Raw genomic sequence first — 25,328 nt, forward strand, 5'->3', positions numbered from 1 at the left:
TGGCAGGTTTTGTGGGTATGTCGCTCGAAGGCGGGTTTCTGTCGGCCTCTTTGTTCCCAGAGCGGCGTTCTTCGTTACTGTCCTCCCTGAGACAAGCGTTGTGACGGAACGGAGTCGGGGCAGTGGCTACTCCTCCTGGAGGCGGCGGAGAGGTACCGCAGGCCGGGTACTACCCGGACCCGTCCATTCCCGGATACATCCGGTACTGGAACGGGGGCGCCTGGGTGCCCGGGACGAGCCGGCCCGCGCCCAAGGAGGGCGAGTCCCTGCCCGCGGCGCCGGTCTCGGCGATGCCGGCCGGACCGGCACTGGTCCCGAACCCCTCGCCCGCACCCGTCCCCGCGTCCGCCTCCGCGCCGGCGGCCGCTCCGGTTCAGGCGGTGGAGGAGACCGGTCCGGTCTTCCTGGACGAGGAACCGGTCGCCGAGACGCGGCCCGAGCCCGAGCCGGCCTCGGCCTGGCAGGCGGACGTCTCCCGGCAGACCGGCTTCGGCGGCGACCGGGACCAGAAGGTCTCCTGGGGCGCGCCGGAGACGGAGCAGGGGGACCCGGGGCCCGGCGCCCCCGCCGGCGGCGAGCCGCCGCGGTCCCAGGCGCCCGCGCAGGACCCCCGCGTGGCCGCCGATTCCCGGCCCGCGCCCAGCTCGTCCCCGGCGCGGCTCGGCGGGATGCCGGTGACCCCGGCGTCCGCCCCCGGCCCGGCCGCCGACCCGACGGGCGGCGCGCTGCCCGGCGTACGGCAGGTGCGGCCGGAGGCGGCGCGGGCGTCCGCGCCGGTGTCCGAGGGCACGATGACCATTCGCGCCCTCCCTCCGGAGAGCCCGCGCAACCCCCAGGCCGCTCAGGCCGCGTCGGCCGCTCCGGCGGCCCGGACGCCGGCGCCGGCTCAGGCCCCGCAGGGGCCGCAGGCCGCCCCGCAGCCCCACGTCCCGGCCCAGACCCACGCACCCGCCCAGGCGCAGGCCGCCCAGGCCCAGCAGCCCGCACCCGCCTCCGGTCAAGGTCCCGTGACCACCGGTCCCGGCGGTGGCGCGCATTCGTGGCCCCAGCAGGTGCACCAGCTCGCCCAGGCGCAGCAGCCCGCTGCCGCCGCCGAGGCCGAGCAGCCTGTCCTCCCCTGGAAGCCGCCGGTCGAGGACCCCTTCCTCCAGGCCGCCCGCGCGCAGGCCTCGGCCCGGCCGGCCGGGCTCGGGAAGCGGCTCCTCGCCCGGCTCGTCGACACCCTGGTGCTGGGCGCGATCACCGGCGCGGTGTCCTTCCCCTTCGTCACCAAGGCGCTCGACCACATCGACGGCAAGATCGAGGCGGCCAAGCAGTCCGGTCTCACCGTCCAGGTCTGGCTGCTGGACGGCACCACCTCCCTCTACTTCGGCATCGCGCTCGCCGCCCTCCTCGTCCTCGGCGCGCTGTACGAAGCGGTGCCGACCGCCAAGTGGGGTCGCACGCTGGGCAAGAAGCTGTGCGGGCTCGATGTGCGGGACATCGAGGCGCACGAACCGCCGACCTTCGGCGCGGCCCTGCGCCGCTGGCTGGTCTACAGCGTCCTCGGACTGCTCGTCCTCGGCGTCCTCAATGTGCTCTGGTGCCTCTTCGACCGCCCCTGGCGGCAGTGCTGGCACGACAAGGCGGCGCACACCTTCGTGGCCGGCTAGCGTTCGCGGCCCGCTGAAGCGCGGCCCCGAACGGCGGTCCCCCGAACGGGCGGCGAATCGTTGCGGGGTGGTGTCCCGCGCGGTGCACTGCCCCCATGAGCAACGACCAGCCGACGCCCGGCCAGCCGCCCGAGGACGATCCGTTCCTCAAGAAGCCGCAGGACCCCACGCCGCCGTCGGCGGGGTCTCCGTACGGCACCCCGCCCCCCGGGGGTCCGCCGCCCGAGGGTCCTCCTCCGGGCGGTCCTCCTCCGGGAGGGCCGCCACCGGGAGGCCCGTACGGCTCGCCGTACGACAGCGCGCCTCCCCCTCCGCCGTACGGGGGTTACGGCGGCGGCTACGGCGGTGGCGATCCCCTGGCCGGGATGCCGCCGCTCGCCGAGACCGGCCGGCGCATCGTCGCGAGGATCATCGACTGGCTGATCATCGCCGTACCGCTCGCGATCATCGGCATCCCGTTCGACATCTACACCCGGGCGACCGACGGCGACAACGACTTCGGTGACACGATCAACAGCTACAACGGCGGCAGCCAGCTGGTCTTCCAGCTCATCACCATCGTCGCGTATCTCGCGTACGACACCGTGATGACGGCCAAGAACGGTCAGACGCTGGGCAAGAAGTGGATGAAGCTGCGGGTCGCGATGCTCAACGACGGCTCCACGCCGCCGATGAACGCCTCGCTGATCCGCGCCGTGGTGCTGTGGCTCCCCGCGCTGATCTGCTGCGCCTGCCTGTGGCCCCTGCTCATCCTGATCCTGATCATCATCGACAAGCCCTACAAGCAGGGTCTGCACGACAAGGCCGCCAAGACCGTGGTGGTGTCCGTGGCGCGGTAGGGGTCGTCAGGAACCGATCCGGGTATCGGCCCCCGCACCCACGCGGACGGCCGGTGCCCGGTTCTCTCCGTGCTGGGGGACGTGCGCCACGGCGGACGGCTCCGCCTTCCGGTGCGCCGGCATGGTCACGGCGACGAGGAGTCCGAGGATCAGCCCCGTGGCACAGATCACGGCGACGCCCAAGGCCGTGGTCGTGCGGGACAGCAGCAGCAGAGCGACGGTCGCGAAGACGACGGTGGTCGAACCGTAGGCGAGCTGTGCGGCGTTCGGACGCGGCATGACGGGTACCGTCCTCGAAGCATCGGGTCGATCGGACTCTACGACGGTGGATGCCCGAGCGGAGCGGGTGTAAGCGTGACCTAACCCACGGTACCGGTGCACGGGGGGCGCATGGAGTCATCGAGTGAGCCAATCCCCTTGCGCAGTGCGCCGGTTGACCGTTCGGATGGTGTTTCCGTGGTGTCCGACTATCGGAAACGCGCTCCTGCATAGTGTAGTTGGTCTGTTCAAGTCAAGATCTGTCTTTTCTCTGGTATCTCCGGTCGAATGTCGTCACTTGTGACGCGCGACCCCGCAGCGGACACCCCACCTCCGGTCCGTGGGCGCGGGCGCCGGGGAGGACAACATCAAGTGACCAACAGACGACGGGCGATCAGAGCGTCCGCAGTCGTCGTGGCGCTCGCGGCCACCGCCGCCACCGCCTCGACCTTCACCACCGCCTGGGCCGAGAACAAGGGGCCGAACGCGCCGGCGGGCATCGAGCGCCATGACCCGGCGGGCCACGACCACGCCGACAAGACGGCGGTCGACCACGACCTCGAGGGGCCCTACAGCAAGCAGCAGGAGCAGCAGCGCCAGGCCGCCCTCGAGCAGGTCCTGAGCGGCGAGACCAAGGTCGAGCGCCGCGGAGGTTCCCAGGTCGTCAAGCTCGACAGCAAGAAGTACGTCGAGCTGGGCCGGGAGAAGACCGACAAGATCTTCACGATCCTCGTCGAGTTCGGCGACAAGGTGGACACCACCACCCTGGTGAACCGCGCCGACGACGAGACGGACGAGCTGAAGCCGAAGTTCGGCGGCACGCCCGGTCCGCTGCACAACCAGATAGCCGAGCCGGACCGTGCGAAGGACAACTCCACGGCCTGGCAGAAGGACTACGACCAGCAGCACTTCCAGGACCTGTACTTCGGCACCGGCAAGGACGCCAAGGGACAGCCCAAGCAGTCGCTGAAGACCTACATGGAGAAGACCTCCTCCGGCCGGTACTCGGTCGAGGGCGGCGTCTCGGACTGGGTCAAGGTCGAGTACAACGAGGCCCGTTACGGCTCGAACTACTGCGGCAACAGCAACTGCGCCAACGTGTGGGACGCCGTCCGCGACGGTGTCACCGCGTGGGTCGCCGACCAGAAGGCCAAGGGGCGCACCGACGCCCAGATCAAGGCCGACATGGCGCAGTACGACCAGTGGGACCGCTACGACTTCGACGCCGACGGCAACTTCAACGAGGCCGACGGCTACATCGACCACTTCCAGATCGTCCACGCGGGCGAGGACGAGTCGGCGGGCGGCGGCGCCCAGGGCGGCGACGCCCTGTGGGCCCACCGCTGGTACGCGTACGGCACCGACGCCGGCAAGACCGGCCCGGCGCACAACAAGTCCGGTGGTACGCAGATCGGCGACACCGGCATCTGGGTCGGCGACTACACGATGCAGCCGGAGAACGGCGGCCTCGGCGTCTTCGCCCACGAGTACGGTCACGACCTCGGTCTGCCGGACCTGTACGACACCTCCGGCAAGCCCGGTGCCGAGAACTCGACCGGCTTCTGGTCCCTGATGTCCTCCGGCTCCTGGCTCGGCCAGGGCAAGGATTCCATCGGCGACCTGCCCGGCGACATGACCGCCTGGGACAAGCTGCAGCTCGGCTGGCTCAACTACACCAAGGTGAGCAACGAGCAGCGCGGTACGAAGTCCACCCACAAGCTGGGCGTGGCCGAGTACAACACCAAGAACCCGCAGGCGCTCGTCGTCGAGCTGCCGAAGAAGAAGGTCACCACCGATGTCGTCGCGCCCGCCGAGGGTGCCACGCAGTGGTGGAGCGACATGGGTGACGACCTCAAGAACACCCTGACCCGCTCGGTCGACCTCACCGGCAAGTCGAAGGCCACCCTTGAGCTCAAGGGCTGGTACGACATCGAGCTGGACTACGACTACCTCTACACCGAGGTGTCGACGGACGGCGGCGCCAACTGGACCGCGCTCGACGGCACGGCCGACGGCAAGCCGCTGCCGCGCGACGCGAGCGGCGCCCCGGCGCTGACCGACGTCTCCGGCGCGTACAAGAACCTCGTGTTCGGCCTGGACGCCTACGCCGGCAAGAAGTTCGACCTCCGCTTCCGCTACCAGACGGACGGCGGCGCGGGCGGCAAGGGCTTCGCGGCCGACGCCATCACGCTGACCGCCGACGGCGCCACCGTCTTCTCGGACAACGTCGAGAACGGTGACAACGGCTGGACGGCCAAGGGCTTCTCGCGGATCGGCAAGGGCTTCACGAGGGAGTACGAGCAGTACTACCTCGCGGAGAACCGCCAGTACGTCTCCTATGACGCGACCCTCAAGGTCGGCCCGTACAACTTCGGTTTCGCGGGTGACAAGGCGAGCTGGGTCGAGCACTACCCGTACCAGAACGGTCTGCTCGTCTGGCTGTGGGACACCTCGCAGAAGGACAACAACACGGCCGTCCACCCGGGCCAGGGCCTGATCCTGCCGGTCGACGCGCACCCGACGCCGCTGAAGTGGACCGACGGGACCCTGATGCGCAACCGCGTCCAGTCCCACGACGCCCCGTTCGGCACCTACCGGACCGACGCCTTCCAGCTCCACAAGGCGGACGTGCCGGTGTGGATCAGGTCGCAGGCCGGCAACCCGGTCTTCGACGACCGCAAGGGCACGTACTGGTTCAAGGAGACCGAGCGCGCCGGTGTCCAGGTAACTGACACCAACACCAAGATCGCGGTCGTCAAGGAGCCGAAGAACGGCCAGACGATCACCGTCCAGGTGGGTCCGTCGACGAAGTAGTTCGCATCGTCGCAGGTCAAAGCGCGATCGGCCGTCGCCCTCTAGCGGGCGGCGGCCGATCGTGTTTAGGTGCGTCTGACCGAGTCCTTATTGACAGCAAGCTCACAGGGGGAGTGGTTCCGGCATGCCCGGTGGAGGTTTCTGCAAGTTGCCAGGTGGCAGCGTGGTCGTCGCGATAGGGCTGCCGAGTCCGGCGGACGACGGCGCGACGGTCCGCTTCCTGGTCCACGCCGCCAACCGGGCACGCGCCCTGACCCGCCTGCGGAACCTGGGCCTGCGGGCGGTGTACCTCCGGGGCAACGCGGAGCCGCCCACCCCGGACGAGATCACCGCGGTCCTGCACCACCCGGACGGCCTCCTGTGGAGATCGACCCCGGTCACGGCCCAGGAACTCTGGCACCCGGTCCGCGCCCTGCCCCGCCCCGCCGCGTAGGCGCGCAGGGGCCGGAGACCGCCGGACCGCCCAGGCCGTGTCCGTGAAGTCCCGCCTGGCCTACGGGCAGAGGGCGCTACTTTCCGGACACGACCGAGGCGACCACTGGCTTGCCGGTGAGCTCGACGCCGGCGGCCCGGAGCTCCTCCAGGGCCCGCTCCGTCGTCTCCTTCGCCACTCCGGCGGTGAGGTCCAGCAGGACCTGCGTACGGAACCCCTCGCGGGCCGCGTCCAGCGCCGTCGCCCGTACGCAGTGGTCCGTCGCGATGCCGACCACGTCGACCTCGCTCACGTCCCGCTCCCGCAGCCACTCCGCGAGCGTCAGGCCGTTCTCGTCCCGCCCTTCGAAGCCGCTGTACGCCGCTTCGTAGGCGCCCTTGTCGAAGACGGCCTCGATCGCCCCGCAGGCGACGGCGGGGGCGAAGTTCGGGTGGAAGCCGACGCCCTCGGTGCCGGCGACGCAGTGCACCGGCCAGGAGGTGACGTAGTCGGGCGCCTGGCCCTCCGGCGCGAAGTGCTCGCCCGGGTCGACGTGATGGTCGCGGGTGGCCACGACGTGCTGATAGGCGGCGCCCGCCGCCTCGCCGACCAGGTCGGTGATGGCGGCGGCGACGTCCGCGCCCCCCGTCACCGCGAGGCTGCCGCCCTCGCAGAAGTCGTTCTGAACGTCGACGACGATCAATGCGCGGTGCATGGCCTGTGTCCTTCGGTGGGCGGGAAGCGGGCGGCGGGTGAGGTCGCTCGGGGATGGCATCGAGCCTAGAGACTTCCCCCTCCCTTCGGGAGGGGGCCTTTCGCGGCGTTATGGATACGCCGTGCGTGCCTCCGTGCACATGCTCCGCATACGTCTCTTCACACGTCCCCTCACACGTACTCCGTCGGCAGCACCGGCTCACCCCGCGACAGCTGCATCGCCGACATCGGCAGCCCGGCCCGCGCCGCGATGTGCCGCTCCCGCGCCGCCTCCAGCGGCTCCCGGGCCACCACGTCGCCGCCCTTGACCAGCTCGACGAGGAGCTGGCGGTCGGCGAGCTCCGGCGGCACCGGGCCCGTGCCCACGACCTCCGCCTCCGCCACGCCGTCCTCGTCGGTCCGCCGGGCCGCCCACTTGCGGCCGCCCACCGACGCCTTGCCGCCCACCGACTTCTTCGCCACCGGGGTCAGCGGCGCCTTCGGGTCGGCCGACTGGGCGCGGGCGACCAGCTTGTAGACCATCGAGCAGGTCGGGTGCCCGCTGCCGGTCACCAGCTGCGTCCCCACCCCGTACGCGTCGACCGGCGCAGCCGCCAGGGAGGCGATGGCGTACTCGTCCAGGTCCGAGGTGACGACGATCTTGGTGCCCTTCGCGCCCAGCTCGTCGAGCTGCTGCCGCACCCGGTGCGCCACGAGCAGCAGGTCCCCGGAGTCGATCCGCACCGCTCCGAGGTCCTTGCCGGCCACCTCGACCGCGGTACGGACGGCCTCGGTCACGTCGTAGGTGTCGACGAGCAGCGTCGTACCACTGCCCAGCGAGTCGACCTGGGCCCGGAACGCGTCCCGCTCGCTGTCGTGCAGCAGGGTGAACGCGTGCGCCGAGGTGCCGACGGTCGGGATGCCGTAGCGGAAGCCGGACGCGAGGTCCGAGGTGGAGTCGAAGCCGCCGACGTACGCCGCTCGCGCGGAGGCGACGGCCGCCAGCTCGTGGGTGCGCCGGGCGCCCATCTCGATCAGCCGCCGGCCGCCGGCCGCGGCCGACATCCGGGAGGCCGCCGCCGCGATGGCCGAGTCGTGGTTGAGGATCGAAAGGATCACGGTCTCCAGGAGCACGCACTCGGCGAAGGAGCCCTCGACCCGCAGGATGGGGGAGCCGGGGAAGTACACCTCGCCCTCGGGGTAACCCCAGATGTCCCCCGAGAAGCGGTAGCCCGCGAGCCACTGGAGCGTCGGCTCGTCGACGATGTCCCGCTCGCGCAGGAAGCCGAGGACGCCCGGGTCGAAGCGGAAGTTCTCGACCGCGTCCAGGACCCGCCCGATGCCCGCCACCACGCCGTAGCGCCGCCCCTCGGGCAGCCGGCGGGTGAAGACCTCGAAGACGGAGCGCCGGTCCGCGGTGCCGGCCCTGAGGGCCGCCTGCAGCATGGTCAGCTCGTACTGATCGGTGAAGAGCGCGGTCGACGGCACGTCCACCGGCAGCCCAAGGTCCGCAGCGTTCATGTCAGCGATGCTACCCCGAATACTCGTCAGAGTGACGATTTCTATCGCCGCGCGTGCGCCCCGTTTGTGCGACGGGCCGCTCCGGGTGGCAGCATGGGCTGAGTGAGCGTCGCGCCAATTGAGATCGAACGTACGGAATCGGCCCAGGAGAACCAGGCGGTCGTCGAACCGGACGTGCCCTGGGTGACCCTCGTGCACAACGATCCGGTCAATCTGATGAGCTATGTGACCTACGTCTTCCAGGCGTACTTCGGTTACTCCAAGGACAAGGCGCACAAGCTGATGCTCGACGTGCACCACAAGGGCCGCGCGGTGGTCTCCAGCGGCACGCGTGAGGAGATGGAACGGGACGTGCAGGCGATGCACGGCTACGGCCTGTGGGCGACGCTGTCGCAGGACCGCGGCTGATGTCCGGGCACTTCGAGGCGCTGCCGGGCGGCGGCGCGGCCGTGGCGCTCGACGAGGTCGAGGTCTCCATCCTCCGCTCCCTCGCCGTCCAGCTCCTGGAGCTGATCGGCCCGGGCGACGAGCCCGTCGAGGGCGAGGACCCGCTGGCCGCCCTCTTCGCCGAGGGGCCGAGCGAGGCGCCGAGCGACCCGGCGCTCAAGCGGCTCTTCCCCGACGCGTACGGCGACGAGGACGAGGAGCTGCGGGCGGCGGCGGCCGACTTCCGCCGCTTCACCGAGAACGACCTGCGGGCCCGCAAGAGGGGGGACGCCCTCGCGGTGATCCGTTCCCTGGACTCCCTGGATTCCCTGGACACGTTCTCCTCGCCCGGCGAGGGCGGGGTGGTCCTCAAGCTCACCGCGGACGAGTCCCGGGCCTGGCTCGGCGCGCTCAACGACCTGCGGCTGACGATCGGGACCCGCCTGGAGGTCACCGACGAGGACGAGGGCGGCGAGCTGTACCGGCTGCCGGACTCCGATCCCCGCAAGCCGATGGTGATGGCGTACCTCTGGCTCGGCGCGCTGCAGGAATCCCTCGTCGAGACGCTGATGCCGTAGCCGCGTCTCCCCGCCGGATCCGGTGTGACTCCGGTGACGTCTTTCCGTTGTTCCCCGTTCGCTCAGCGGACGCTCAAATCCGGATAACGAATACGTCACCAAAGTCTTCTGCCTTGCTGTGTTGGGCCCTCTTTGTCCGCTTCTTCCTGTGGTGTGCGCCACATTCACGTCCCCCGATCACTGTTTCCCCCGTGATAAATCTTCACGACCGCCCGGGGACGCCACCCCTGTCCCCGGGGGCGCTTCGGCCGGCTGACCGCCGGTAGCACTCCATCCACATCCGGGGGGATCAGGACCTGACCCGCAGCAGACGCAGTCGGCGCGGATCAGCATGGAGAAAGGCGCACCACCATGACCTCAGTGCAGGTCGACAAGGAACACGACGGCACCGACGGGGCCGTGGGCGGCGGCGAGGGCTACCAGCGTGGCCTCGGCGCCCGGCAGATCCAGATGATCGCGATCGGCGGCGCCATCGGCACCGGCCTCTTCCTCGGCGCGGGCAAAGCCATCGCCAAGGCCGGCCCCAGCCTGATCCTCGCCTACGCCATCGCGGGCCTGGTCATCTTCTTCATCATGCGGGCCCTGGGCGAGCTGCTCATGTACCGCCCGGTGTCGGGCTCCTTCGCGGAGTACGCCCGTGAGTTCATCGGCCCCTTCTGGGGCTTCGTGACCGGCTGGACGTACTGGCTCTTCTGGGTCGTCACCGGCATCACCGAGGTCACCGCCGCCGCCACCTATATGACGTACTGGTGGAACATCCCGCAGTGGATCTCGGCGCTGGTCTTCACCGTCATCCTCTACGGCGCCAACCTGATCTCCGTGAAGCTCTTCGGTGAGCTGGAGTTCTGGTTCTCCATGGTGAAGGTCACCGCCATCATCGGCATGATCCTGATCTGCGCCGGCATCCTCACCATCGGCTTCTCCGACGCCGGCGACACCGCCTCCGTGACCCACCTGTGGGACCAGGGCGGCTTCTTCCCGACCGGCATCGGCAACACGCTGATGACCCTGCAGATCGTCATGTTCGCCTTCCTCGCGGTCGAGCTGGTCGGCGTCACCGCCGGCGAGTCCAAGGACCCGAAGACGGTCCTGCCCAAGGCGATCAACACCGTGCCGTGGCGCATCGCCGTCTTCTACGTCGGCGCGCTGATCATGATCCTGTCGGTCGTCCCGTGGACGCACTTCAAGCCGGGTGTCTCGCCCTTCGTCGCCGCCTTCGAGCAGATGGGCCTCGGCGTCGGCGCCGCCATCGTCAACTTCGTGGTGCTGACCGCGGCGCTGTCCTCCTGCAACTCGGGCATGTACTCCACCGGCCGCATGCTGCGCGACCTCGCGCTCAACGGCCAGGGCCCGAAGGTCTTCACGCGGCTCACCAAGAACGGCACCCCGCTGCTCGGCCTGACCTTCTCGGCCGCGCTGATGCTCGTCGGCGTCTGGATCAACTACGTCGCCCCCGGCAAGGCCTTCGAGTACGTCGTCTCCTTCGCCACCATCTCCGGCATGTGGGCCTGGATCATGATCCTGGTCTGCCAGATCCGCTACCGCGCCAAGGCGAACCGCGGCGAGCTCCCCGAGTCCACCTTCAAGGCCCCGGGAGCCCCGTACACCAGCTGGTTCGCGCTCCTCTTCATCGGCATGGTCATCGTGATGATGGGCATCGACGAGGGTGCCCGTACCGCGCTCTACTGCGCGCCGGTCTGGGGCCTGATCCTGGGCGTCGCCTACCTGGTGCTGAAGTCCCGCAACCCCGAGGGTGCGGCCTTCGCCAAGCGTTCCTGACGCGCTCGTCCCACCATTCGGGCCGTCCCGTACCACTCCTCGGTACGGGACGGCCCGTCTGTCTATCCTGTCGGACATGCTGACCATCACACGGGCCCTGTACGACCAGATCGTGGAACACTCCCGCGCGGACCACCCCGACGAGGCCTGCGGCGTGGTCGCGGGCCCGGTGGGCAGCGGCCGCCCCGAGCGGTTCATTCCGATGCTGAACGCCGCGCGCTCGCCCACGTTCTACGAGTTCGACTCGGCCGATCTGCTCAAGCTGTACCGCGAGATGGACGACCGGGACGAGGAGCCCGTGGTCATCTACCACTCGCACACGGCGACCGAGGCCTACCCGTCCCGTACGGACATCTCGTACGCGAACGAGCCCGCCGCGCACTACGTCCTGGTCTCCACGGCCGACACCGACGGCGCGGGACCCTTCCAGTTCCGCTCCTTCAGCATCGTCGAGGGCGTCGTCACCGAGGAAGAGGTCCAGGTCGTCGAGGCCTACGTGGAGGCCTGAGCACCCGCCGCGCTCGTGCTCGGGCTCGCGCTCGTACGGAAGCGGGCGAGGTGCGCGGAGGGTGTCACCCCGAAATGCCGGACGAACGCCCTGCGCAGGCTCTCGTCGCTGCCGAGCCCGCTGCGCGCCGCCGCGCCCGTGACGCCCGCCCCCGCCCTCCAGCAGGAGCCGGGCCGCCTCCACCCGTACCCGCTCCACGTGGGCGGCGGGCGTCGCCCCGATCTGCTCACGGAACAGCCGGGCCAGATGCCGGGCGCTCACCCCCGCCCGCCCCGCGACCGCCGGCCCGCTGTGGTCCGCCCCCGGATCCGCCGCCACCGCGTCGAGCAGCGGGCGGACCACCGGATGGTGACGGCGGGCGTGGAGTACGACGTCCTGGCATCGGCTGCGAGGACCCGGCCGTCGTCGCGCCCGAGGACCGGGCCGCGATCGTCGCCCTGCACCCGCGCCCCGACTTCAAGCGCCGGATCCTCCAGGCCTTCACGGAGGGGATCGCGCCCCGGCCGGAGACGACGTTCGGCAACGTCGAAGGCGGACGTGCTGCGGCGCTTCGTCCCGGCTTCCGTCCCGGCGACTTCGTGCAGACCGTTCGCGGATCCGCCTGGCCCGAGTGAGGGGCACCGGACCCGGGCTGACAGACTGACCGGACATCAGGGCGGCAGGACCCAGGAAGCCGGTGCGAATCCGGCACGGTCCCGCCACTGTGACCGTCCCCCAGGGGACGGAAGCCAGGAACTGACCTGCCGCCTCTCACCACCGACCGGGGACGTGGAAATCCCCGTCAGGAGGCCCGTCCGTCATGATCTGGCGCCGCCGTTCCGTGCTGCCCGCCGCCGTCCTCGTCCCGCTGCTCGGCGCCTGCGCGGCCCCGGCCCCCGCTCCCTCCGGGAAGGCCGCACCGGGATTTCCGTACACCGTCGCCAACTGCGGTGTGACCACCACCTACCAGGCCCCGCCCCAGCGGGCGGTGACCATGAACCAGCACGTCACCGAGGTCATGCTGGCGCTCGGCCTGGAGAAGTCCCTGGTCGGCACGGCCTACCTGGACGACCGGATCCTCCCCGCGTACAAGAAGGCGTACGACACGGTGCCGGTGCTCGCGAAGGAGTACCCCTCCAAGGAGGCGCTGCTCGCCGTGAACCCGGACTTCGTCTACGGGGGCTACGGCTCCGCGTTCGACGCGAAGGCCGGCCGGAGCCGGGACGACCTGAAGGCCGCCGGCGTCGACACCCGCCTCAACATGGAGTACTGCCCCTCCGGCGCCTCCTCGCTCGTCGACCTCTACCGGGAGGTCGACGAGGTCGCCCGGACCTTCGGCGTCCCGGAGCGCGCCGCGACCTGGACGACGCGGGCGAGGGAGACGGTCGCGCGGACGGAACGCACGGTGCGCGGCGAGCGGCCGGTCTCCGTCTTCGTCTACGACAGCGGCGACAAGACCGCGTTCACGGCCGGCGGCAAGGGCATCGGCAACGAGCTGATCAGCCGCGCCGGCGGCCGCAACGTCTTCGCCGACCTCGACAAGCCCTTCGGCGACGCGACCTGGGAGCAGGTCGTCGCCCGCGCGCCCGAGGTGATCGTCATCTACGACTACGGCGCCACGACCGTCGAGCAGAAGAAGAAGCGCCTCCTGGAGGACCCGGCCCTCAAGGACGTCCCGGCGGTCAGGAACCGGCGGTTCGCCGTCCTGCCCCTCTCCGACGCTGTCCTCGGCGTCCGCGTCCCGGCCGCCGTCCAGAAGCTGGCCGCCCAGCTCCACCCGGCACGGTGAAGGCGCCCGCCGCCGGGTCCTCCGCCACCCGGTCACCGGCCACCCGGCCCTCCGCCGGCCGGTCACCGGCCACCCGGTACGGCCTCGTCGTCACCGGCCTCCTCGTCGCCCTGGCGGTCGCGGTCGTCGCCGGCGTCGCCCTCGGGTCCGTACGGATACCCGTGGGCGAGGTCGTCCCGATCCTCACCGGCCGCGCCGCCCCCTCCCCGTACCGCACGATCGTCCTCGACGTCCGGCTGCCCCGGGTCCTGCTCGGCGCGGTCGTGGGCGGCGGACTCGCCGTCGTCGGCGCCGTCCTGCAGGCCCTGGTCCGCAACCGCCTCGCCGACCCCTTCCTGCTGGGGATCTCCTCCGGGGCCTCCGCCGGAGCCGTCCTCGTCCTGGTCCTCGGCGTCGGTGGCGGCGTCGGGATCACCTCGGCCGTCGCCCTGCCGGCCGGGGCCTTCGCCGGGGCCCTGCTCGCCCTGGTCCTCGTCTACGCCCTGGCCCGCAGGGGCGCCACGATGACCGGCGCCGGGCTCGTCCTGGCCGGCGTCGCCGTCTCGTACATCCTGGCCGCCCTCACCACCCTGCTCCTCGTGCTCGCCGGGCGGCCCGAGCACTTCCAGGAGGCGATGTTCTGGTCCCTCGGCGGCCTCGGCAGCGCCCGCTGGGACACCCTCGCCCTGCCGGCGGTCGTCCTCGCCCTGGGCATCGCGGCCCTGCTCACCCTCGCCCGCCCCCTCGACCTGCTCCTCGTCGGAGAGGAGGGCGCGACCGTCCTCGGCCTGGACACCGCACGTTTCCGCGCCGCCGTCTTCGTCCTCGCGTCGCTGGTCACCGCCGTCATGGTCGCGGCCAGCGGGGCCGTCGGCTTCGTCGGCCTGATGGTCCTGCACGCCGCCCGGATGGCCGTCGGCGCCCCGCACCGCCGCCTGCTGCCGGTCGCCGCTCTCGGCGGCGCGCTCGCCCTGGTCCTCGCCGACCTCGCGGCCCGTACGGTCGCCGCGCCGCAGGACATCCCCGTCGGCGTCCTCACCGCACTGACCGGCGGCCCGTTCTTCCTCTGGCTCATGCGCCGCCGCGCCGAAGGGAGCCCGGTATGACCGAACTGCGCCTCGAGGCCCTCTCGTACGGGACCAGGCTGCGCGAGGTCGATCTCACCGCGCGTCCGGGCGAGACCGTCGGGCTCGTTGGCCCCAACGGCAGCGGCAAGACGACCCTGCTGCGCTGCGTCCAGGGAATCCTCACCCCCACCTCCGGCCGGGCCCTCCTCGACGGGGACGACCTGCACACCCTCACCCCCAAGGCGCGCGCCCGGCGGATCGCCGGCGTGCCGCAGGACAGCTCGTCCGAGTTCGAACTGACCGTCCGCGAAGTGGTGGCCCTCGGCCGCTCCCCGCACAAACGCTTCTGGGAGACGGACACCGCAGAGGACCGGGCGCGGGTCGAGCGGGCGCTGACCCGCGTCGGCGTCGCCGAGCTCGCCGACCGCCCGTACCCCACCCTCTCCGGCGGCGAGCGCCAGCGCGCCCTGGTGGCCCGGGCCCTCGTCCAGGACCCGGCCCTGCTGGTCCTCGACGAGCCGACCAACCACCTCGACATCCGCCACCAGCTGGACGTCCTCGGCCTCGCCCGCCGACTGGGCGCACGGGGCACCACTAACATCCTCGCCCTGCACGACCTCAACCTCGCCGCCGCCCACTGCGACCGTCTCTACGTCCTGGAACGCGGCCGGGTCGTCGCCGAGGGGCCGCCCGGGGAGGTCCTCACCCCGGCCCTGCTCGCGGCCGTCTACGGGGTCGCGGCCGAGGTCATCCCCCATCCGACGACCGGCACACCGACCGTCCTCTACCTGCCCGGTCCGCCTGTCGAGCACGATCTGTCCGCCATGTGAGATCACATTCCGGAACCCGGACCGGGAATCGATACGATGACCGCATGGTTTCCCATGACGTGAGCGAACAGACGCCGGGCACACCCCTGCTCGTGGCCCGTCTGCACGTCGACCTGTGCCGCCTCGCCAGCGCGATGTGTACGTCCCGCGCTGCGCTCTGAGCACCGATCGAAGCACCGAAGCACCGATCCGCCGGCCCGAGCGCATTTCCCAGTACGACCCCCCTCGCGCGGGGGCCCACGCCGCGCCCCCCACCACGCCACTCCCGACAGGAGCCCACGCCATGGCCATCGAGGTCCGCATCCCGACCATCCTCCGCACCTACACCGACGGTGAGAAGGCCGTCGAGGGCAGCGGGGAGACCCTCGCCAAGCTCTTCACCGACCTGGAGACGCGCCACCCCGGCATCGAGGCCCGCATCGTGGACGACGGCAAGCTGCGCCGCTTCGTCAACGTCTACCTCAACGACGAGGACGTGCGCTTCCTGAACGGCATCGACACCGAGCTCACCGACGGCGACAGCGTCACGATCCTGCCGGCCGTCGCCGGCGGCATGGTCTGATCCAGATGCGTTACGACTCCCCGCTGGCGGCGGTCGGCAACACGCCCCTGGTCCGCCTGCCCCGGCTCTCGCCCTCGGACGACGTCCGCATCTGGGCGAAGCTGGAGGACCGCAACCCCACCGGCTCCGTCAAGGACCGGCCCGCGCTCCACATGATCGAGCAGGCGGAGAAGGACGGCCGGCTCACCCCCGGCTGCACGATCCTGGAGCCCACCAGCGGCAACACCGGCATCTCGCTGGCCATGGCCGCCCGGCTCAAGGGCTACAAGATCGTCTGCGTGATGCCGGAGAACACCAGCGAGGAGCGCCGCCAGCTGCTCGCCATGTGGGGCGCGGAGATCATCTCGTCCCCGGCGGCGGGCGGGTCGAACACGGCGGTACGGGTCGCCAAGGAGCTGGCGGCGGAGAACCCCACGTGGGTGATGCTCTACCAGTACGGCAACCCGGACAACGCGGGCGCCCACTACGCCACCACCGGCCCCGAGATCCTCGCCGACCTGCCCTCGATCACCCACTTCGTGGCGGGTCTGGGCACCACCGGCACGCTCATGGGCGTCGGCCGCTACCTGCGCGAGCACAAGCCGGGCGTCAAGATCGTCGCCGCCGAACCGCGCTACGACGACCTGGTGTACGGGCTGCGGAACCTGGACGAGGGCTTCGTCCCCGAGCTCTACGACGCCTCGGTCCTCACCACCCGCTTCTCGGTCGGCTCGGCCGACGCCGTGACCCGTACCCGGGAACTCCTCCAGCAGGAGGGCATCTTCGCGGGCGTCTCGACGGGCGCGGCGCTGCACGCGGCGATCGGGGTCGGCAACAAGGCCGTGAAGGCGGGCGAGAGCGCGGACATCGCCTTCCTCGTCGCGGACGGCGGCTGGAAGTACCTGTCGACCGGCGTCTACACGGCGGCCACGACGGAAGAGGCCATCGAGACGCTCCAGGGCCAGCTCTGGGCGTAGCGCCCGACCTGTCCCCGTCCCTCTCCCTGTTCGAGGGATCTACGACAGATGGCGGACCTGGTCCCACACGACCGGGTCCGCCGTTCCCACTCTCCGGCGGAACTCGCCCACCGGTACCTCCCGCAGCTCGTCCGTCTCCAGGAAGCTCGGCCGTCCGTGCGCGTCCCCGACGGAGCCCGGCGGCAGCGCGATCACTCCCGGCCGCTCGTCGTGGTACTTGCTGGTGATCTTCGCGACCAGCGCGTGGTCACCCCGCAGCGAGAGGACCAGGCACGGCCGGTCCTTGGAGCCGGGGCCGTCCTCGTAGGGCACGTCCGCCCACCAGATCTCGCCCGACCGGGGGAGCCGCGCGGGCGCCCGCCCCGGCGTCCGGGTCGGAGTCCGTCCCGGGGCGGCGGGCCGTCCGGGCGGCCGGGTCCGGTCCCGGGGGCGCCGTCGCGAGCGCTGCCGGCTGTCCGCGAGCGCGACGACCAGCGCGAGCACCACGACCGCGAGCACGGCCGGCCACCATGACGTGTCCATACCCCATGACGTTACCGGCGGGCCGCACCCCGCGCCCACCCGCCCCAGGTCCATCCGAACCGGTGACAGAGCCCGTGAGTTCGCCCACAACGGGCCGATGCGGAGGAGCGACGGAGCCCCCCGCGCCTTACGCTCGTCAGATCGCACGACCTCCCTCTCAGGACCCCTCAGGACCCCTCAGCGTCTCCCCAGCGACTGTCCCGCACCGTCCACGGACACCCTTCCACGGAGGTTCACGCTCCATGAAGCTCACCGTCGTCGGCTGCTCCGGGTCGTTCCCGTCCGCGGAATCGGCCTGCTCGAGCTACCTCGTAGAGGCCGACGGCTTCCGGCTGCTCCTCGACATGGGCAACGGCGCCCTGGGCGAGCTGCAGCGCCACATCGGTCTGTACGACCTCGACGCCATCTTCCTCAGCCACCTCCACGCCGACCACTGCATCGACATGTGCGGATATTTCGTCGCGCGCTACTACCGCCACGAGGGCGGTCGTTGCGAGGCGATCCCGGTCTTCGCCCCCGAGGGCGCGGAGCAGCGGCTGACCACGGCCTACGCGGACTCGCCGTCGGACAAGGCGATGAGCGAGGTCTTCGACTTCCGGACGCTGAAGTCGGGCTCCTTCCAGGTCGGCCCGTTCTCCGTCCGTACGGAGAAGGTCTGCCATCCGGTGGAGGCGTACGGCATCCGGATCGAGCACGGCGGCCGTTCGCTCACGTACTCCGGCGACACGGGAGTCTGCGACGCGCTGCACGAACTCGCGGTCGGCGCCGATCTGTTCCTGTGCGAGGCCTCCTTCACCCACGGCAAGGAGGACATCCCGGCGCTCCACCTCAACGGCCGCGAGGCGGGGGCCGAGGCGGCCCGCTCCAGGGTGGGCCGCCTGGTCCTGACCCACATCCCCCCGTGGACGGACGGCGCCCAGAACCTGGCGGACGCCCGGGCGGTGTACGACGGCCCCGCGGAGCTGGCACGGCCGGGCGCGGTCTACGAGATCTGACGACGGACGGCCGAAGCCCCTGCCCTCGGTGAAGGGCAGGGGCTTCGGTCTAACGGCGTCGGCCTTACGGCGTCCGGGCTTACTTCGCCTCGGCCTTCTGCAGCTCGGCGAGTTCCTCGTCGGACTCGCGGCCCGGCGTCGGCAGGTTGAACTTGATGATCGCGAAACGGAAGACGGCGTAGTAGACCGCCGCGAAGCACAGGCCGACCAGTGCCAGGCCCCACGGGTTGGACGCGATGCCCAGGTTGAGCAGGAAGTCCACCGCGCCGGCGGAGAAGCCGAAGCCGTCCCGCATGCCCAGAGCCCAGGTCAGCGCCATGGAGACACCGGTCAGGACCGCGTGGATCGCGTAGAGCACCGGCGCGATGAACATGAAGGTGAACTCGATGGGCTCGGTCACGCCGGTGACGAAGGAGGTCAGCGCGAGGGAGAACATCATGCCGCCGACGACCTTGCGGCGCTCCGGCCGGGCGCAGTGCACGATCGCGAGGCAGGCCGCCGGGAGGGCGAACATCATGATCGGGAAGAAGCCGGTCATGAACTGTCCGGCGGTCGGGTCACCGGCGAGGAAGCGGGCGATGTCGCCGCTCTTGCCCTCGTACGAGCCGGCCTGGAACCAGGGGAAGGAGTTCAGCAGGTGGTGCATGCCGACCGGGATCAGCGCGCGGTTGGCGACACCGAAGATGCCCGCGCCGACGGCGCCGGAGTTGACCAGGCTCTCACCGAACCAGTGCAGGCCCGAGCCGAGCCACGGCCAGATCAGCCCGAAGACGATGCCGGCGAGCAGACCGGCGAAGGCGGACAGGATCGGGACGAGACGGCGGCCGCCGAAGAAGCCCGCCCAGTCGGGCAGCTTGGTGCGGTAGAAGCGCTGGTAGAGCAGCGCCACGATGATGCCCATGACCACGCCGCCGAGCACCTTGGCGTCGACCGCCTGCTCCACCATGACGATCTTGCCGTCGACTATGGCTTCCTTCTTGGGCAGGCTGCTGTCCGTGAAGGTGCCGAGAACGGCCTTGAAGACCAGGTAGCCGACGACGGCGGCCAGCGCGGTGGAGCCGTCGGACTTCTTGGCGAAACCGATCGCGATGCCGACGGCGAAGAGCAGCGCCATGTTGTCGAGCAGGGCGCCGCCACCGGCGGCCATGTAGCCGGCGATCTTGGTGACGAAGGTCGGGAACGACTCCCTGCCGAGCATGTCGGGCTGGCCGAAACGCACCAGGAGCGCGGCGGCGGGCAGCACCGCGACCGGCAGCATGAGGCTGCGGCCGATGCGCTGCATGACAGCCATCGCGCCCGCGCCCTTCTTCTTGTCGGCCGCGGGAGCGGCGCTAGCCGTGGACACAACTTCCTCCAGTGGGCACGGCGCCGCCAGAGGACAGGAAAACGGGGGTGACGGCGGCGTCAGGGAACGCGGTGGACTGGACCGCGTGGTCTACACCAATGAGTGGTGTAGACCAGTTTTAGCACGTGAGACTTAGATAAGGAACCTGCGAATTCTGCGTGCCCGCGCCATAGCGGAATGTGAACGACGAAGGCCCCGGGACCTGAGGTCCGGGGGCCTTGTCGACCTTCGAAGCGGGGGCGCGGTCACGGCTTCGTGGTGTCCCGCTCCATCTCCTCCTCGACTTCCTTCGGCTCCCGCCCCGGAGTCGGGATGTCGAACTTCGTGATCGCGAAGCGGAAGACCACGTAGTAGACGACGGCGAAGCCGAGCCCGATGGGAATGATCAGCCAGGGCTTGGTGTCGAGGTGCCAGTTGACGACGTAGTCGATCAGTCCGGCCGAGAAGCTGAAGCCCGCGTGCACCCCGAGCGCCCAGGTGATCGCCATCGACGCGCCCGTGAGCAGCGCGTGCACGCCGTACAGCAGTGGCGCGGCGAACATGAAGGAGAACTCCAGCGGCTCGGTCACGCCGGTGACGAACGACGTGAGGGCGACGGAGATCATCAGGCCCGTCACCTCCTTGCGGCGCTCGGGGCGGGCGGTGTGCGCGATGGCCAGCGCGGCGGCCGGAAGGCCGAACATCATGATCGGGAAGAAGCCCGACATGAACTGGCCCGCGGTCGGGTCCTCGGCGAAGAAGCGGGTCAGGTCGCCCTGGACGACGGTGCCGTCCGGCTTCGTGAACTCGCCGGCCTGGAACCAGAAGAACGTGTTCAGGAACTGGTGCATGCCGATCGGGATCAGCAGCCGGTTGGCGACACCGAAGATGGCCGCGCCCCATGCCCCGAGGTCGATCAGCTGCTTCGCGAACCAGGTCAGGGCGTCGCCGACCGGTTCCCAGAGCAGCCCGAACAGCACGCCGAGTACGACGCAGAGGAACGCCATCATGATCGGGACGAGGCGGCGGCCGTTGAAGAAGCCCAGCCAGTCGACCAGCTTGGTCCGGTGGAAGCGCTGCCAGATGACCGCGGTGAGCAGGCCGATCAGGATGCCGCCGAGCACGCCCGGGTTCTGCGGCACGCCTTCCGGAACGTCCGCCGTCACCGTGCCTTCGCGCGGGAAGGCCTTCAGGACGTTGAAGTAGACGAGGAAGCCGACCACCGCGGCGAGCGCCGTGGAGCCGTCCGCCTTCTTGGCGAAGCCGATCGCGACACCGATGCAGAAGAGAAGGGGCAGGCCGAAGGAACCGTCCAGGATCGCAGTGCCGCCCTGGAGCAGCACCGCGGAGGTCTTGTCCCAGAAGGCGCCGTGCAGATAGGCGGAGAAGAGATTGCCCAGACTGACGAGCAGGCCGGCCGCCGGCAGCACGGCGACGGGGAGCTGGAGGCTGCGGCCGACCTTCTGGAGCCCTTGGAAGAGGCTGTTCCGCCGGTTCCCGCGCGGCGCGGCGGCGGCGCTGTCGCTACTCATCGGCTTCCTCCCTGCCCCGGAACAAGCCGGGCCCGGCTTACGTTGCACACTGGTGTAGACCAGTTGCGATAGGCTCCCCGGGGCCCGTTGAGGGCAGGGCGCCGGTGATCGTCATCCTTCGGCAGAACCAGGGCACCCGCTCGCGAAGTTGGGCCAACCGTGGGTTACCGTGACAAAGCGGACCTTCGGTGCGCCGGGACTCACGTTCTCCAAACGGAACGGACAGGGAGAGACACACATGGCCAGCAAGGCTGAGAAGATCGTCGCCGGGCTCGGCGGCATCGACAACATCGAAGAGGTCGAGGGCTGCATCACCCGCCTGCGCACCGAGGTCGTCGACCCCTCCAAGGTGGACGAAGCCGCGCTCAAGGCCGCCGGCGCCCATGGCGTCGTGAAGATGGGCACCGCGATCCAGGTCGTCATCGGCACCGACGCCGACCCGATCGCCGCCGACATCGAAGACATGATGTGAGAGTGCCGTGAGGCATGGTGTGAGCCCCGCGCTCACCTGAGGCAGGGCCCGTTCCGGCAGGGGAACGGGCCCTCCTCCATGTACGGATAGGCTCGATACATGTCTCGTATCGACGGCCGTACCCCCGAACAGCTCCGCCCCGTCACCATCGAACGCGGATGGAGCAAGCACGCCGAGGGCTCCGTCCTCGTCTCCTTCGGCGACACCAAGGTCTTCTGCACCGCCTCTGTGACCGAGGGCGTCCCTCGCTGGCGCAAGGGCAGTGGAGAGGGCTGGGTCACCGGCGAGTACTCGATGCTGCCGCGCTCCACCAACACCCGCGGCGACCGGGAGTCCGTCCGCGGCAAGATCGGCGGCCGCACCCACGAGATCTCCCGCCTCATCGGCCGCTCCCTGCGCGCCGTCATCGACTACAAGGCGCTCGGCGAGAACACCATCGTGCTCGACTGCGACGTCCTCCAGGCCGACGGCGGCACGCGCACGGCCGCCATCACCGGCGCGTACGTCGCCCTCGCCGACGCCGTCGCCTGGGCCCAGGCCAAGAAGCTCGTCAAGGCCGGCCGCAAGCCCCTCACCGGCACCGTCGCCGCCGTCTCCGTCGGCATCGTCGACGGCGTCCCCCTCCTCGACCTCTGCTACGAGGAGGACGTCCGCGCCGAGACCGACATGAACGTCGTCTGCACCGGCGACGGCCGCTTCGTCGAGGTCCAGGGCACCGCCGAGGCCGAGCCCTTCGACCGCAAGGAGCTCAACGCGCTCCTCGACCTGGCCTCCGGTGGCTGCGCGGAGCTGGCCGACATCCAGCGCAAGGCCCTCGAAGGCACGCTCTGACGCTCCGTCGCCCGGCGCCCTGACGCGCCGGGCAACCGGGGGCGCCCCGCGCGGCGTCCTCGACAACACGGGCGCACGGTCCGAACCGTGCGCCCGTTCCGTACACCAGGGGAGGACCCGACCTTGAAGAGCCGTCTCGCACTCGCCGTGGCCACGGCCGCCGCGCTCACCACCCTCGTCGGCTGCGGAGCCCTCGACAAGGCGATGGACTGCGTCGCCACCGCCGACGCGATAGCCACCAGCGTCGACAGGCTCCAGCAGGCCGCGTCCAGCGCCTCCAACGACCCGACGCAGCTCAACGAGGCCCTGAACGACATCTCCACCGAGCTCGACAAGCTCCAGGACACCACCGACAACGCCGACCTCTCCAAGGCCGTCGACGACCTCACCAAGGGCGTCGAATCCGTCCGTACGGCCGTCAAGGAGGGCGACACCACCCCGGACATCAAGCCGATCACCGACGCCGCCACCGAGATCGGCAAGGTCTGCACCCCCGGTTAGGCGGCTTGTGGATCTTGCTTGCCGGGCTCCGGCCTGATCCACAAGACACCCCCAGCAGCTGCCCGGCACCGGTCACCTCCGGCCGCCCCGTCGGCCACGGATAATCGGACCCATGACCCGTCTGATCCTCGCCACCCGCAACGCCGGAAAGATCACCGAGCTCCGCGCGATCCTCGCCGACGCAGGCCTGCCCCACGACCTCGTCGGCGCGGACGCCTACCCGGAGGTCCCCGACGTCAAGGAGACCGGCGTCACCTTCGCCGAGAACGCCCTCCTCAAGGCGCACGCCCTGGCCCGGGCCACCGGCCTCCCCGCCGTCGCCGACGACTCCGGCCTCTGCGTCGACGTCCTCGGCGGCGCCCCCGGCATCTTCTCGGCCCGCTGGTCCGGCACCCACGGCGACGACCGCGCGAACCTGGAGCTCCTCCTGGCCCAGCTCGCCGACATCGACGACACCCACCGCGCCGCCCAGTTCGCCTGCGCGGCGGCCCTCGCCCTCCCCGACGGCACGGAACGCGTCGTCGAGGGCCGCATGCCCGGCATCCTCCGCCACGAGCCGATCGGCACGAACGGCTTCGGCTACGACCCGATCCTCCAGCCGGACGGATACGAGGTGACGTGCGCCCAGCTCTCCCCGGAGGAGAAGAACGCGATCAGCCACCGCGGAAAGGCCTTCAGGGCCCTGGTCCCTGTCGTACGGGAGCTCCTGGGCTGAGCGACCCCGCCGGAAGCCCCGCCCCCCGCACGCGAGAAGGGCCGCACCCCGTCCAGAGAGTGCGGCCCTTCCGCATGCCGTGCGGCCGGAGGGACTCGAACCCTCACGGGTGTTACCCCACTGGGACCTAAACCCAGCGTGACTGCCAGTTCCACCACGGCCGCGTGCGCGCCCATCGTAGTAGGCGGCCCCGGGGGGCGGGCGGGAGCCTCAGAACTTCGGCTCCGGCGTCTGGGCCAGCACCAGCTCCGCCGCCTCCTCCGGCGTCTCCACAGAGGGCGGCGAGCCCTCCAGGGGACGCTGCGCGGTCTCCTTCATGCAGGCCACCGCGACCACCCCGACGAGCGCCGCGCCCATCGCGTAGTACGCGGGCATCAGATTGCTGCCGGTCGCGCCGATCAGGGCGGTGATGACGAGCGGCGTCGTGCCGCCGAAGAGCGAGGTCGAGAGGTTGTAGCCGACCGAGAGGGAGCCGTAGCGGACATCGGTCGGGAAGAGCGCCGGGAGCGCCGCCGACATGGTGCCGAGCATGCAGACCAGCGACAGGCCGAGCATCAGTGTGCCCGCCGTGATCGCCGGAACGCCGCCCTGGCCGATCAGCAGGAACGCCGGCAGCGAGAGGAAGAGGAACCCGAGCATGCCCGCCATCAGCACCGGCTTGCGCCCGAACCGGTCGTTCAGCCGCCCCACCTGAGTGACGATCAGCATCAGGAAGACCATCACGAGCAGCAGGACGAGCAGACCGTGCGTCTCGCTGTAGCCGAGTTCGTCGGAGAGGTACGTCGGCATGTACGACAGCAGCATGTAGTCGGTGATGTTGTACGCGCCCACCAGCGCGACGCACAGGATCAGCGTCGGCCACTGCTGCCGGAAGATCCTGGCCAGATCCCCCTTCGCCGAGGTCTCCACCGCGTCCGCGGCCTCCGAGGCGCGCGCCGACTCGTTCTCCAGCTTCCGGAAGGCGGGCGTCTCGTCGAGCCGCATCCGCAGATAGAGGCCGACCAGGCCCAGCGGACCGGCCACCAAGAACGGCACACGCCAGCCCCAGGCCTCCATCGCGTCGGAGCCGAGCCAGGCGGTGAGGGCCGTGACCAGTCCGGCCGCGCCGACGTAGCCGGCGAGGGTGCCGAGCTCCAGGAAGCTCCCGAAGAAGCCGCGGCGCCGGTCGGGCGCGTACTCGGCGATGAAGGTCGAGGCGCCGCCGTACTCGCCGCCCGTGGAGAACCCCTGGAGCATCCGGAAGAAGACCAGCAGGACCGGCGCCCAGAAGCCGATCGAGGCGTACGACGGGATCAGGCCGATCGCGAAGGTGCCCACCGCCATGAGGATCATGGTCAGTGCCAGGACCTTCTTGCGGCCGATCCGGTCTCCCATCGGGCCGAAGACCATGCCGCCCAGGGGGCGGATCAGGAACGCGACCGCGAAGGTGGCGAACGAGGACAGCAGCTGGACCGTGTCGTTCCCGGACGGGAAGAAGACATGGCCGAGGGTGACGGCGAGATATGCGTAGATGCCGAAGTCGAACCACTCCATGGCATTGCCGAGAGAGGCCGCCTTCACGGCCCGCCTGACCGCCGCCTCGTCGGTCACCGTGATGTCCGATCGCCGCAGCCTGGGCTGTTGCCGCCGGGTGATGGCCCTGAACAGCCGCGGGTGGCGCCTGCGGGCATCGGGGTCGGCCGCGTTGTCGCGGTCGGTGGCCGACATGACCGTACGTCCTTTCTCGGGGCTGAACTCCAAGAGGAACATCTGCACGGTCATGCCGTTCGCAAACGAAAGTCCCCGGACGTGGGA

The 25,328-nt window shown here is 70.5% G+C and carries 26 protein-coding genes, 1 tRNA gene, 2 pseudogenes and 1 riboswitch; of the genes and pseudogenes, 20 read left to right on the forward strand and 9 right to left on the reverse strand.

Going from position 1 to position 25,328, the window contains the following annotated elements; translation table 11 throughout:
- Nucleotides 1-122: 122 nt before the first annotated feature.
- The gene (locus IE136_RS19630) at nucleotides 123-1,652 is read left to right on the forward strand and encodes an RDD family protein (protein ID WP_158987720.1); all 1,530 of its coding nucleotides are present in this window, start codon (nucleotides 123-125) and stop codon (nucleotides 1,650-1,652) included.
- A 95-nt stretch (nucleotides 1,653-1,747) separates the two neighbouring features.
- The gene (locus IE136_RS19635; protein WP_158987719.1) at nucleotides 1,748-2,491 is read left to right on the forward strand and encodes an RDD family protein; all 744 of its coding nucleotides are present in this window, start codon (nucleotides 1,748-1,750) and stop codon (nucleotides 2,489-2,491) included.
- A gap of 6 nt (nucleotides 2,492-2,497) precedes the next feature.
- Here the strand turns inward: IE136_RS19635 and IE136_RS19640 are convergent, their stop codons facing one another.
- A complete protein-coding gene (locus tag IE136_RS19640; protein WP_189600969.1) occupies nucleotides 2,498-2,770 on the reverse strand; it encodes a hypothetical protein in 273 nt (90 codons plus the stop codon).
- Nucleotides 2,771-3,121: 351 nt separating this feature from the next.
- Here IE136_RS19640 and IE136_RS19645 point away from each other — a divergent pair, with 351 nt between their 5' ends.
- Nucleotides 3,122-5,563, forward strand: coding sequence for an immune inhibitor A domain-containing protein (locus IE136_RS19645; protein ID WP_189600970.1), 2,442 nt, complete (start codon nucleotides 3,122-3,124; stop codon nucleotides 5,561-5,563).
- A 124-nt stretch (nucleotides 5,564-5,687) separates the two neighbouring features.
- Entirely contained in the window at nucleotides 5,688-5,996 is a 309-nt protein-coding gene (locus IE136_RS19650; protein WP_158987713.1) for a hypothetical protein, read from the forward strand.
- A 76-nt stretch (nucleotides 5,997-6,072) separates the two neighbouring features.
- Here IE136_RS19650 and IE136_RS19655 read toward each other — a convergent pair whose 3' ends face one another.
- Nucleotides 6,073-6,690 (reverse strand): nicotinamidase, encoded by a 618-nt coding sequence (locus IE136_RS19655; protein ID WP_158987711.1) that lies wholly within the window; start codon nucleotides 6,688-6,690, stop codon nucleotides 6,073-6,075.
- A gap of 170 nt (nucleotides 6,691-6,860) precedes the next feature.
- Nucleotides 6,861-8,189, reverse strand: a complete 1,329-nt coding sequence (locus IE136_RS19660) for a nicotinate phosphoribosyltransferase (RefSeq protein ID WP_158987709.1) — start codon at nucleotides 8,187-8,189, stop codon at nucleotides 6,861-6,863.
- 102 nt (nucleotides 8,190-8,291) lie between these two features.
- On the opposite strand from IE136_RS19660, the gene clpS reads away from it, so the two are divergent.
- The 4 genes from clpS (at nucleotide 8,292) to IE136_RS19680 (ending at nucleotide 11,480) form a co-directional block, all read left to right on the forward strand.
- Complete coding sequence (gene clpS, locus IE136_RS19665) at nucleotides 8,292-8,597, forward strand: ATP-dependent Clp protease adapter ClpS (protein WP_158987707.1); 306 nt, start codon at nucleotides 8,292-8,294, stop codon at nucleotides 8,595-8,597.
- Nucleotides 8,597-9,193, forward strand: coding sequence for a DUF2017 domain-containing protein (locus tag IE136_RS19670; protein WP_158987705.1), 597 nt, complete (start codon nucleotides 8,597-8,599; stop codon nucleotides 9,191-9,193). Before clpS ends, IE136_RS19670 begins: the two co-directional genes overlap by 1 nt.
- Before the next feature lie 351 nt (nucleotides 9,194-9,544).
- Nucleotides 9,545-10,972 carry an amino acid permease gene (locus tag IE136_RS19675; protein ID WP_158987703.1) on the forward strand — a complete coding sequence of 476 codons (1,428 nt, stop codon included), beginning with the start codon at nucleotides 9,545-9,547 and terminating at the stop codon, nucleotides 10,970-10,972.
- A gap of 76 nt (nucleotides 10,973-11,048) precedes the next feature.
- Nucleotides 11,049-11,480 carry a M67 family metallopeptidase gene (locus IE136_RS19680; protein ID WP_158987701.1) on the forward strand — a complete coding sequence of 144 codons (432 nt, stop codon included), beginning with the start codon at nucleotides 11,049-11,051 and terminating at the stop codon, nucleotides 11,478-11,480.
- Between the two features lie 213 nt (nucleotides 11,481-11,693).
- Here IE136_RS19680 and IE136_RS36755 read toward each other — a convergent pair.
- A pseudogene (locus tag IE136_RS36755) lies at nucleotides 11,694-11,822 on the reverse strand (AraC family transcriptional regulator); the annotation flags it as partial.
- Nucleotides 11,823-11,825: 3 nt separating this feature from the next.
- On the opposite strand from IE136_RS36755, the pseudogene IE136_RS35815 reads away from it, so the two are divergent.
- The 7 genes and pseudogenes from IE136_RS35815 to IE136_RS19710 all read left to right on the forward strand — a co-directional run.
- Nucleotides 11,826-12,094, forward strand: a pseudogene (locus tag IE136_RS35815) (HD domain-containing protein); the annotation flags it as partial.
- A 27-nt stretch (nucleotides 12,095-12,121) separates the two neighbouring features.
- A riboswitch (adenosylcobalamin (AdoCbl) riboswitch) is annotated at nucleotides 12,122-12,271 on the forward strand.
- A gap of 8 nt (nucleotides 12,272-12,279) precedes the next feature.
- Nucleotides 12,280-13,248, forward strand: a complete 969-nt coding sequence (locus IE136_RS19690; protein ID WP_189600971.1) for an ABC transporter substrate-binding protein — start codon at nucleotides 12,280-12,282, stop codon at nucleotides 13,246-13,248.
- The gene (locus IE136_RS19695) at nucleotides 13,245-14,333 is read left to right on the forward strand and encodes a FecCD family ABC transporter permease (protein WP_189600972.1); all 1,089 of its coding nucleotides are present in this window, start codon (nucleotides 13,245-13,247) and stop codon (nucleotides 14,331-14,333) included. The genes IE136_RS19690 and IE136_RS19695 overlap by 4 nt, the downstream gene beginning before the upstream one ends.
- Complete coding sequence (locus IE136_RS19700) at nucleotides 14,330-15,124, forward strand: ABC transporter ATP-binding protein (protein WP_158987695.1); 795 nt, start codon at nucleotides 14,330-14,332, stop codon at nucleotides 15,122-15,124. The genes IE136_RS19695 and IE136_RS19700 overlap by 4 nt, the downstream gene beginning before the upstream one ends.
- 44 nt (nucleotides 15,125-15,168) lie before the next feature.
- Nucleotides 15,169-15,285, forward strand: a complete 117-nt coding sequence (locus tag IE136_RS36760) for a putative leader peptide (protein ID WP_332836496.1) — start codon at nucleotides 15,169-15,171, stop codon at nucleotides 15,283-15,285.
- 122 nt (nucleotides 15,286-15,407) lie between these two features.
- A complete protein-coding gene (locus IE136_RS19705; RefSeq protein ID WP_158987693.1) occupies nucleotides 15,408-15,686 on the forward strand; it encodes a MoaD/ThiS family protein in 279 nt (92 codons plus the stop codon).
- A gap of 5 nt (nucleotides 15,687-15,691) precedes the next feature.
- On the forward strand, nucleotides 15,692-16,642 hold the full coding sequence (locus tag IE136_RS19710) for a PLP-dependent cysteine synthase family protein (protein WP_158987691.1): 951 nt from the start codon (nucleotides 15,692-15,694) through the stop codon (nucleotides 16,640-16,642).
- A gap of 39 nt (nucleotides 16,643-16,681) precedes the next feature.
- Here IE136_RS19710 and IE136_RS19715 read toward each other — a convergent pair whose 3' ends face one another.
- On the reverse strand, nucleotides 16,682-17,164 hold the full coding sequence (locus IE136_RS19715) for a type II toxin-antitoxin system PemK/MazF family toxin (RefSeq protein ID WP_189600973.1): 483 nt from the start codon (nucleotides 17,162-17,164) through the stop codon (nucleotides 16,682-16,684).
- 242 nt (nucleotides 17,165-17,406) lie between these two features.
- Between IE136_RS19715 and IE136_RS19720 the strand changes: the two genes are divergently transcribed.
- Nucleotides 17,407-18,159, forward strand: coding sequence for an MBL fold metallo-hydrolase (locus tag IE136_RS19720; RefSeq protein ID WP_189600974.1), 753 nt, complete (start codon nucleotides 17,407-17,409; stop codon nucleotides 18,157-18,159).
- A gap of 79 nt (nucleotides 18,160-18,238) precedes the next feature.
- On the opposite strand, the gene IE136_RS19725 is transcribed toward IE136_RS19720, so the two are convergent.
- Both IE136_RS19725 and IE136_RS19730 read right to left on the reverse strand, forming a co-directional pair.
- The gene (locus IE136_RS19725) at nucleotides 18,239-19,504 is read right to left on the reverse strand and encodes a PTS transporter subunit EIIC (RefSeq protein WP_158987685.1); all 1,266 of its coding nucleotides are present in this window, start codon (nucleotides 19,502-19,504) and stop codon (nucleotides 18,239-18,241) included.
- A 245-nt stretch (nucleotides 19,505-19,749) separates the two neighbouring features.
- Nucleotides 19,750-21,015: a PTS transporter subunit EIIC gene (locus IE136_RS19730; protein WP_189600975.1), complete on the reverse strand. Its 1,266-nt coding sequence runs from the start codon at nucleotides 21,013-21,015 to the stop codon at nucleotides 19,750-19,752.
- Between the two features lie 238 nt (nucleotides 21,016-21,253).
- Between IE136_RS19730 and IE136_RS19735 the strand changes: the two genes are divergently transcribed.
- From IE136_RS19735 to rdgB, 4 genes are all read left to right on the forward strand, one after another.
- Entirely contained in the window at nucleotides 21,254-21,487 is a 234-nt protein-coding gene (locus IE136_RS19735; RefSeq protein ID WP_093660495.1) for a PTS sugar transporter subunit IIB, read from the forward strand.
- A gap of 99 nt (nucleotides 21,488-21,586) precedes the next feature.
- On the forward strand, nucleotides 21,587-22,318 hold the full coding sequence (rph, locus tag IE136_RS19740; RefSeq protein ID WP_189600976.1) for a ribonuclease PH: 732 nt from the start codon (nucleotides 21,587-21,589) through the stop codon (nucleotides 22,316-22,318).
- Between the two features lie 123 nt (nucleotides 22,319-22,441).
- Entirely contained in the window at nucleotides 22,442-22,819 is a 378-nt protein-coding gene (locus IE136_RS19745) for a hypothetical protein (protein ID WP_158987679.1), read from the forward strand.
- A 112-nt stretch (nucleotides 22,820-22,931) separates the two neighbouring features.
- Nucleotides 22,932-23,534 (forward strand): RdgB/HAM1 family non-canonical purine NTP pyrophosphatase, encoded by a 603-nt coding sequence (gene rdgB, locus IE136_RS19750; RefSeq protein WP_158987677.1) that lies wholly within the window; start codon nucleotides 22,932-22,934, stop codon nucleotides 23,532-23,534.
- Nucleotides 23,535-23,614: 80 nt separating this feature from the next.
- On the opposite strand, the gene IE136_RS19755 is transcribed toward rdgB, so the two are convergent.
- Together IE136_RS19755 and proP are read right to left on the reverse strand one after the other, a co-directional pair.
- Nucleotides 23,615-23,698, reverse strand: a tRNA-Leu gene (locus IE136_RS19755).
- Nucleotides 23,699-23,744: 46 nt separating this feature from the next.
- Nucleotides 23,745-25,241, reverse strand: a complete 1,497-nt coding sequence (proP, locus tag IE136_RS19760) for a glycine betaine/L-proline transporter ProP (protein ID WP_189600977.1) — start codon at nucleotides 25,239-25,241, stop codon at nucleotides 23,745-23,747.
- Nucleotides 25,242-25,328 lie beyond the last annotated feature (87 nt).

Origin of the sequence: Streptomyces lateritius, assembly GCF_014649715.1 — a bacterium.
GTDB classification, from domain to species: domain Bacteria; phylum Actinomycetota; class Actinomycetes; order Streptomycetales; family Streptomycetaceae; genus Streptomyces; species Streptomyces lateritius.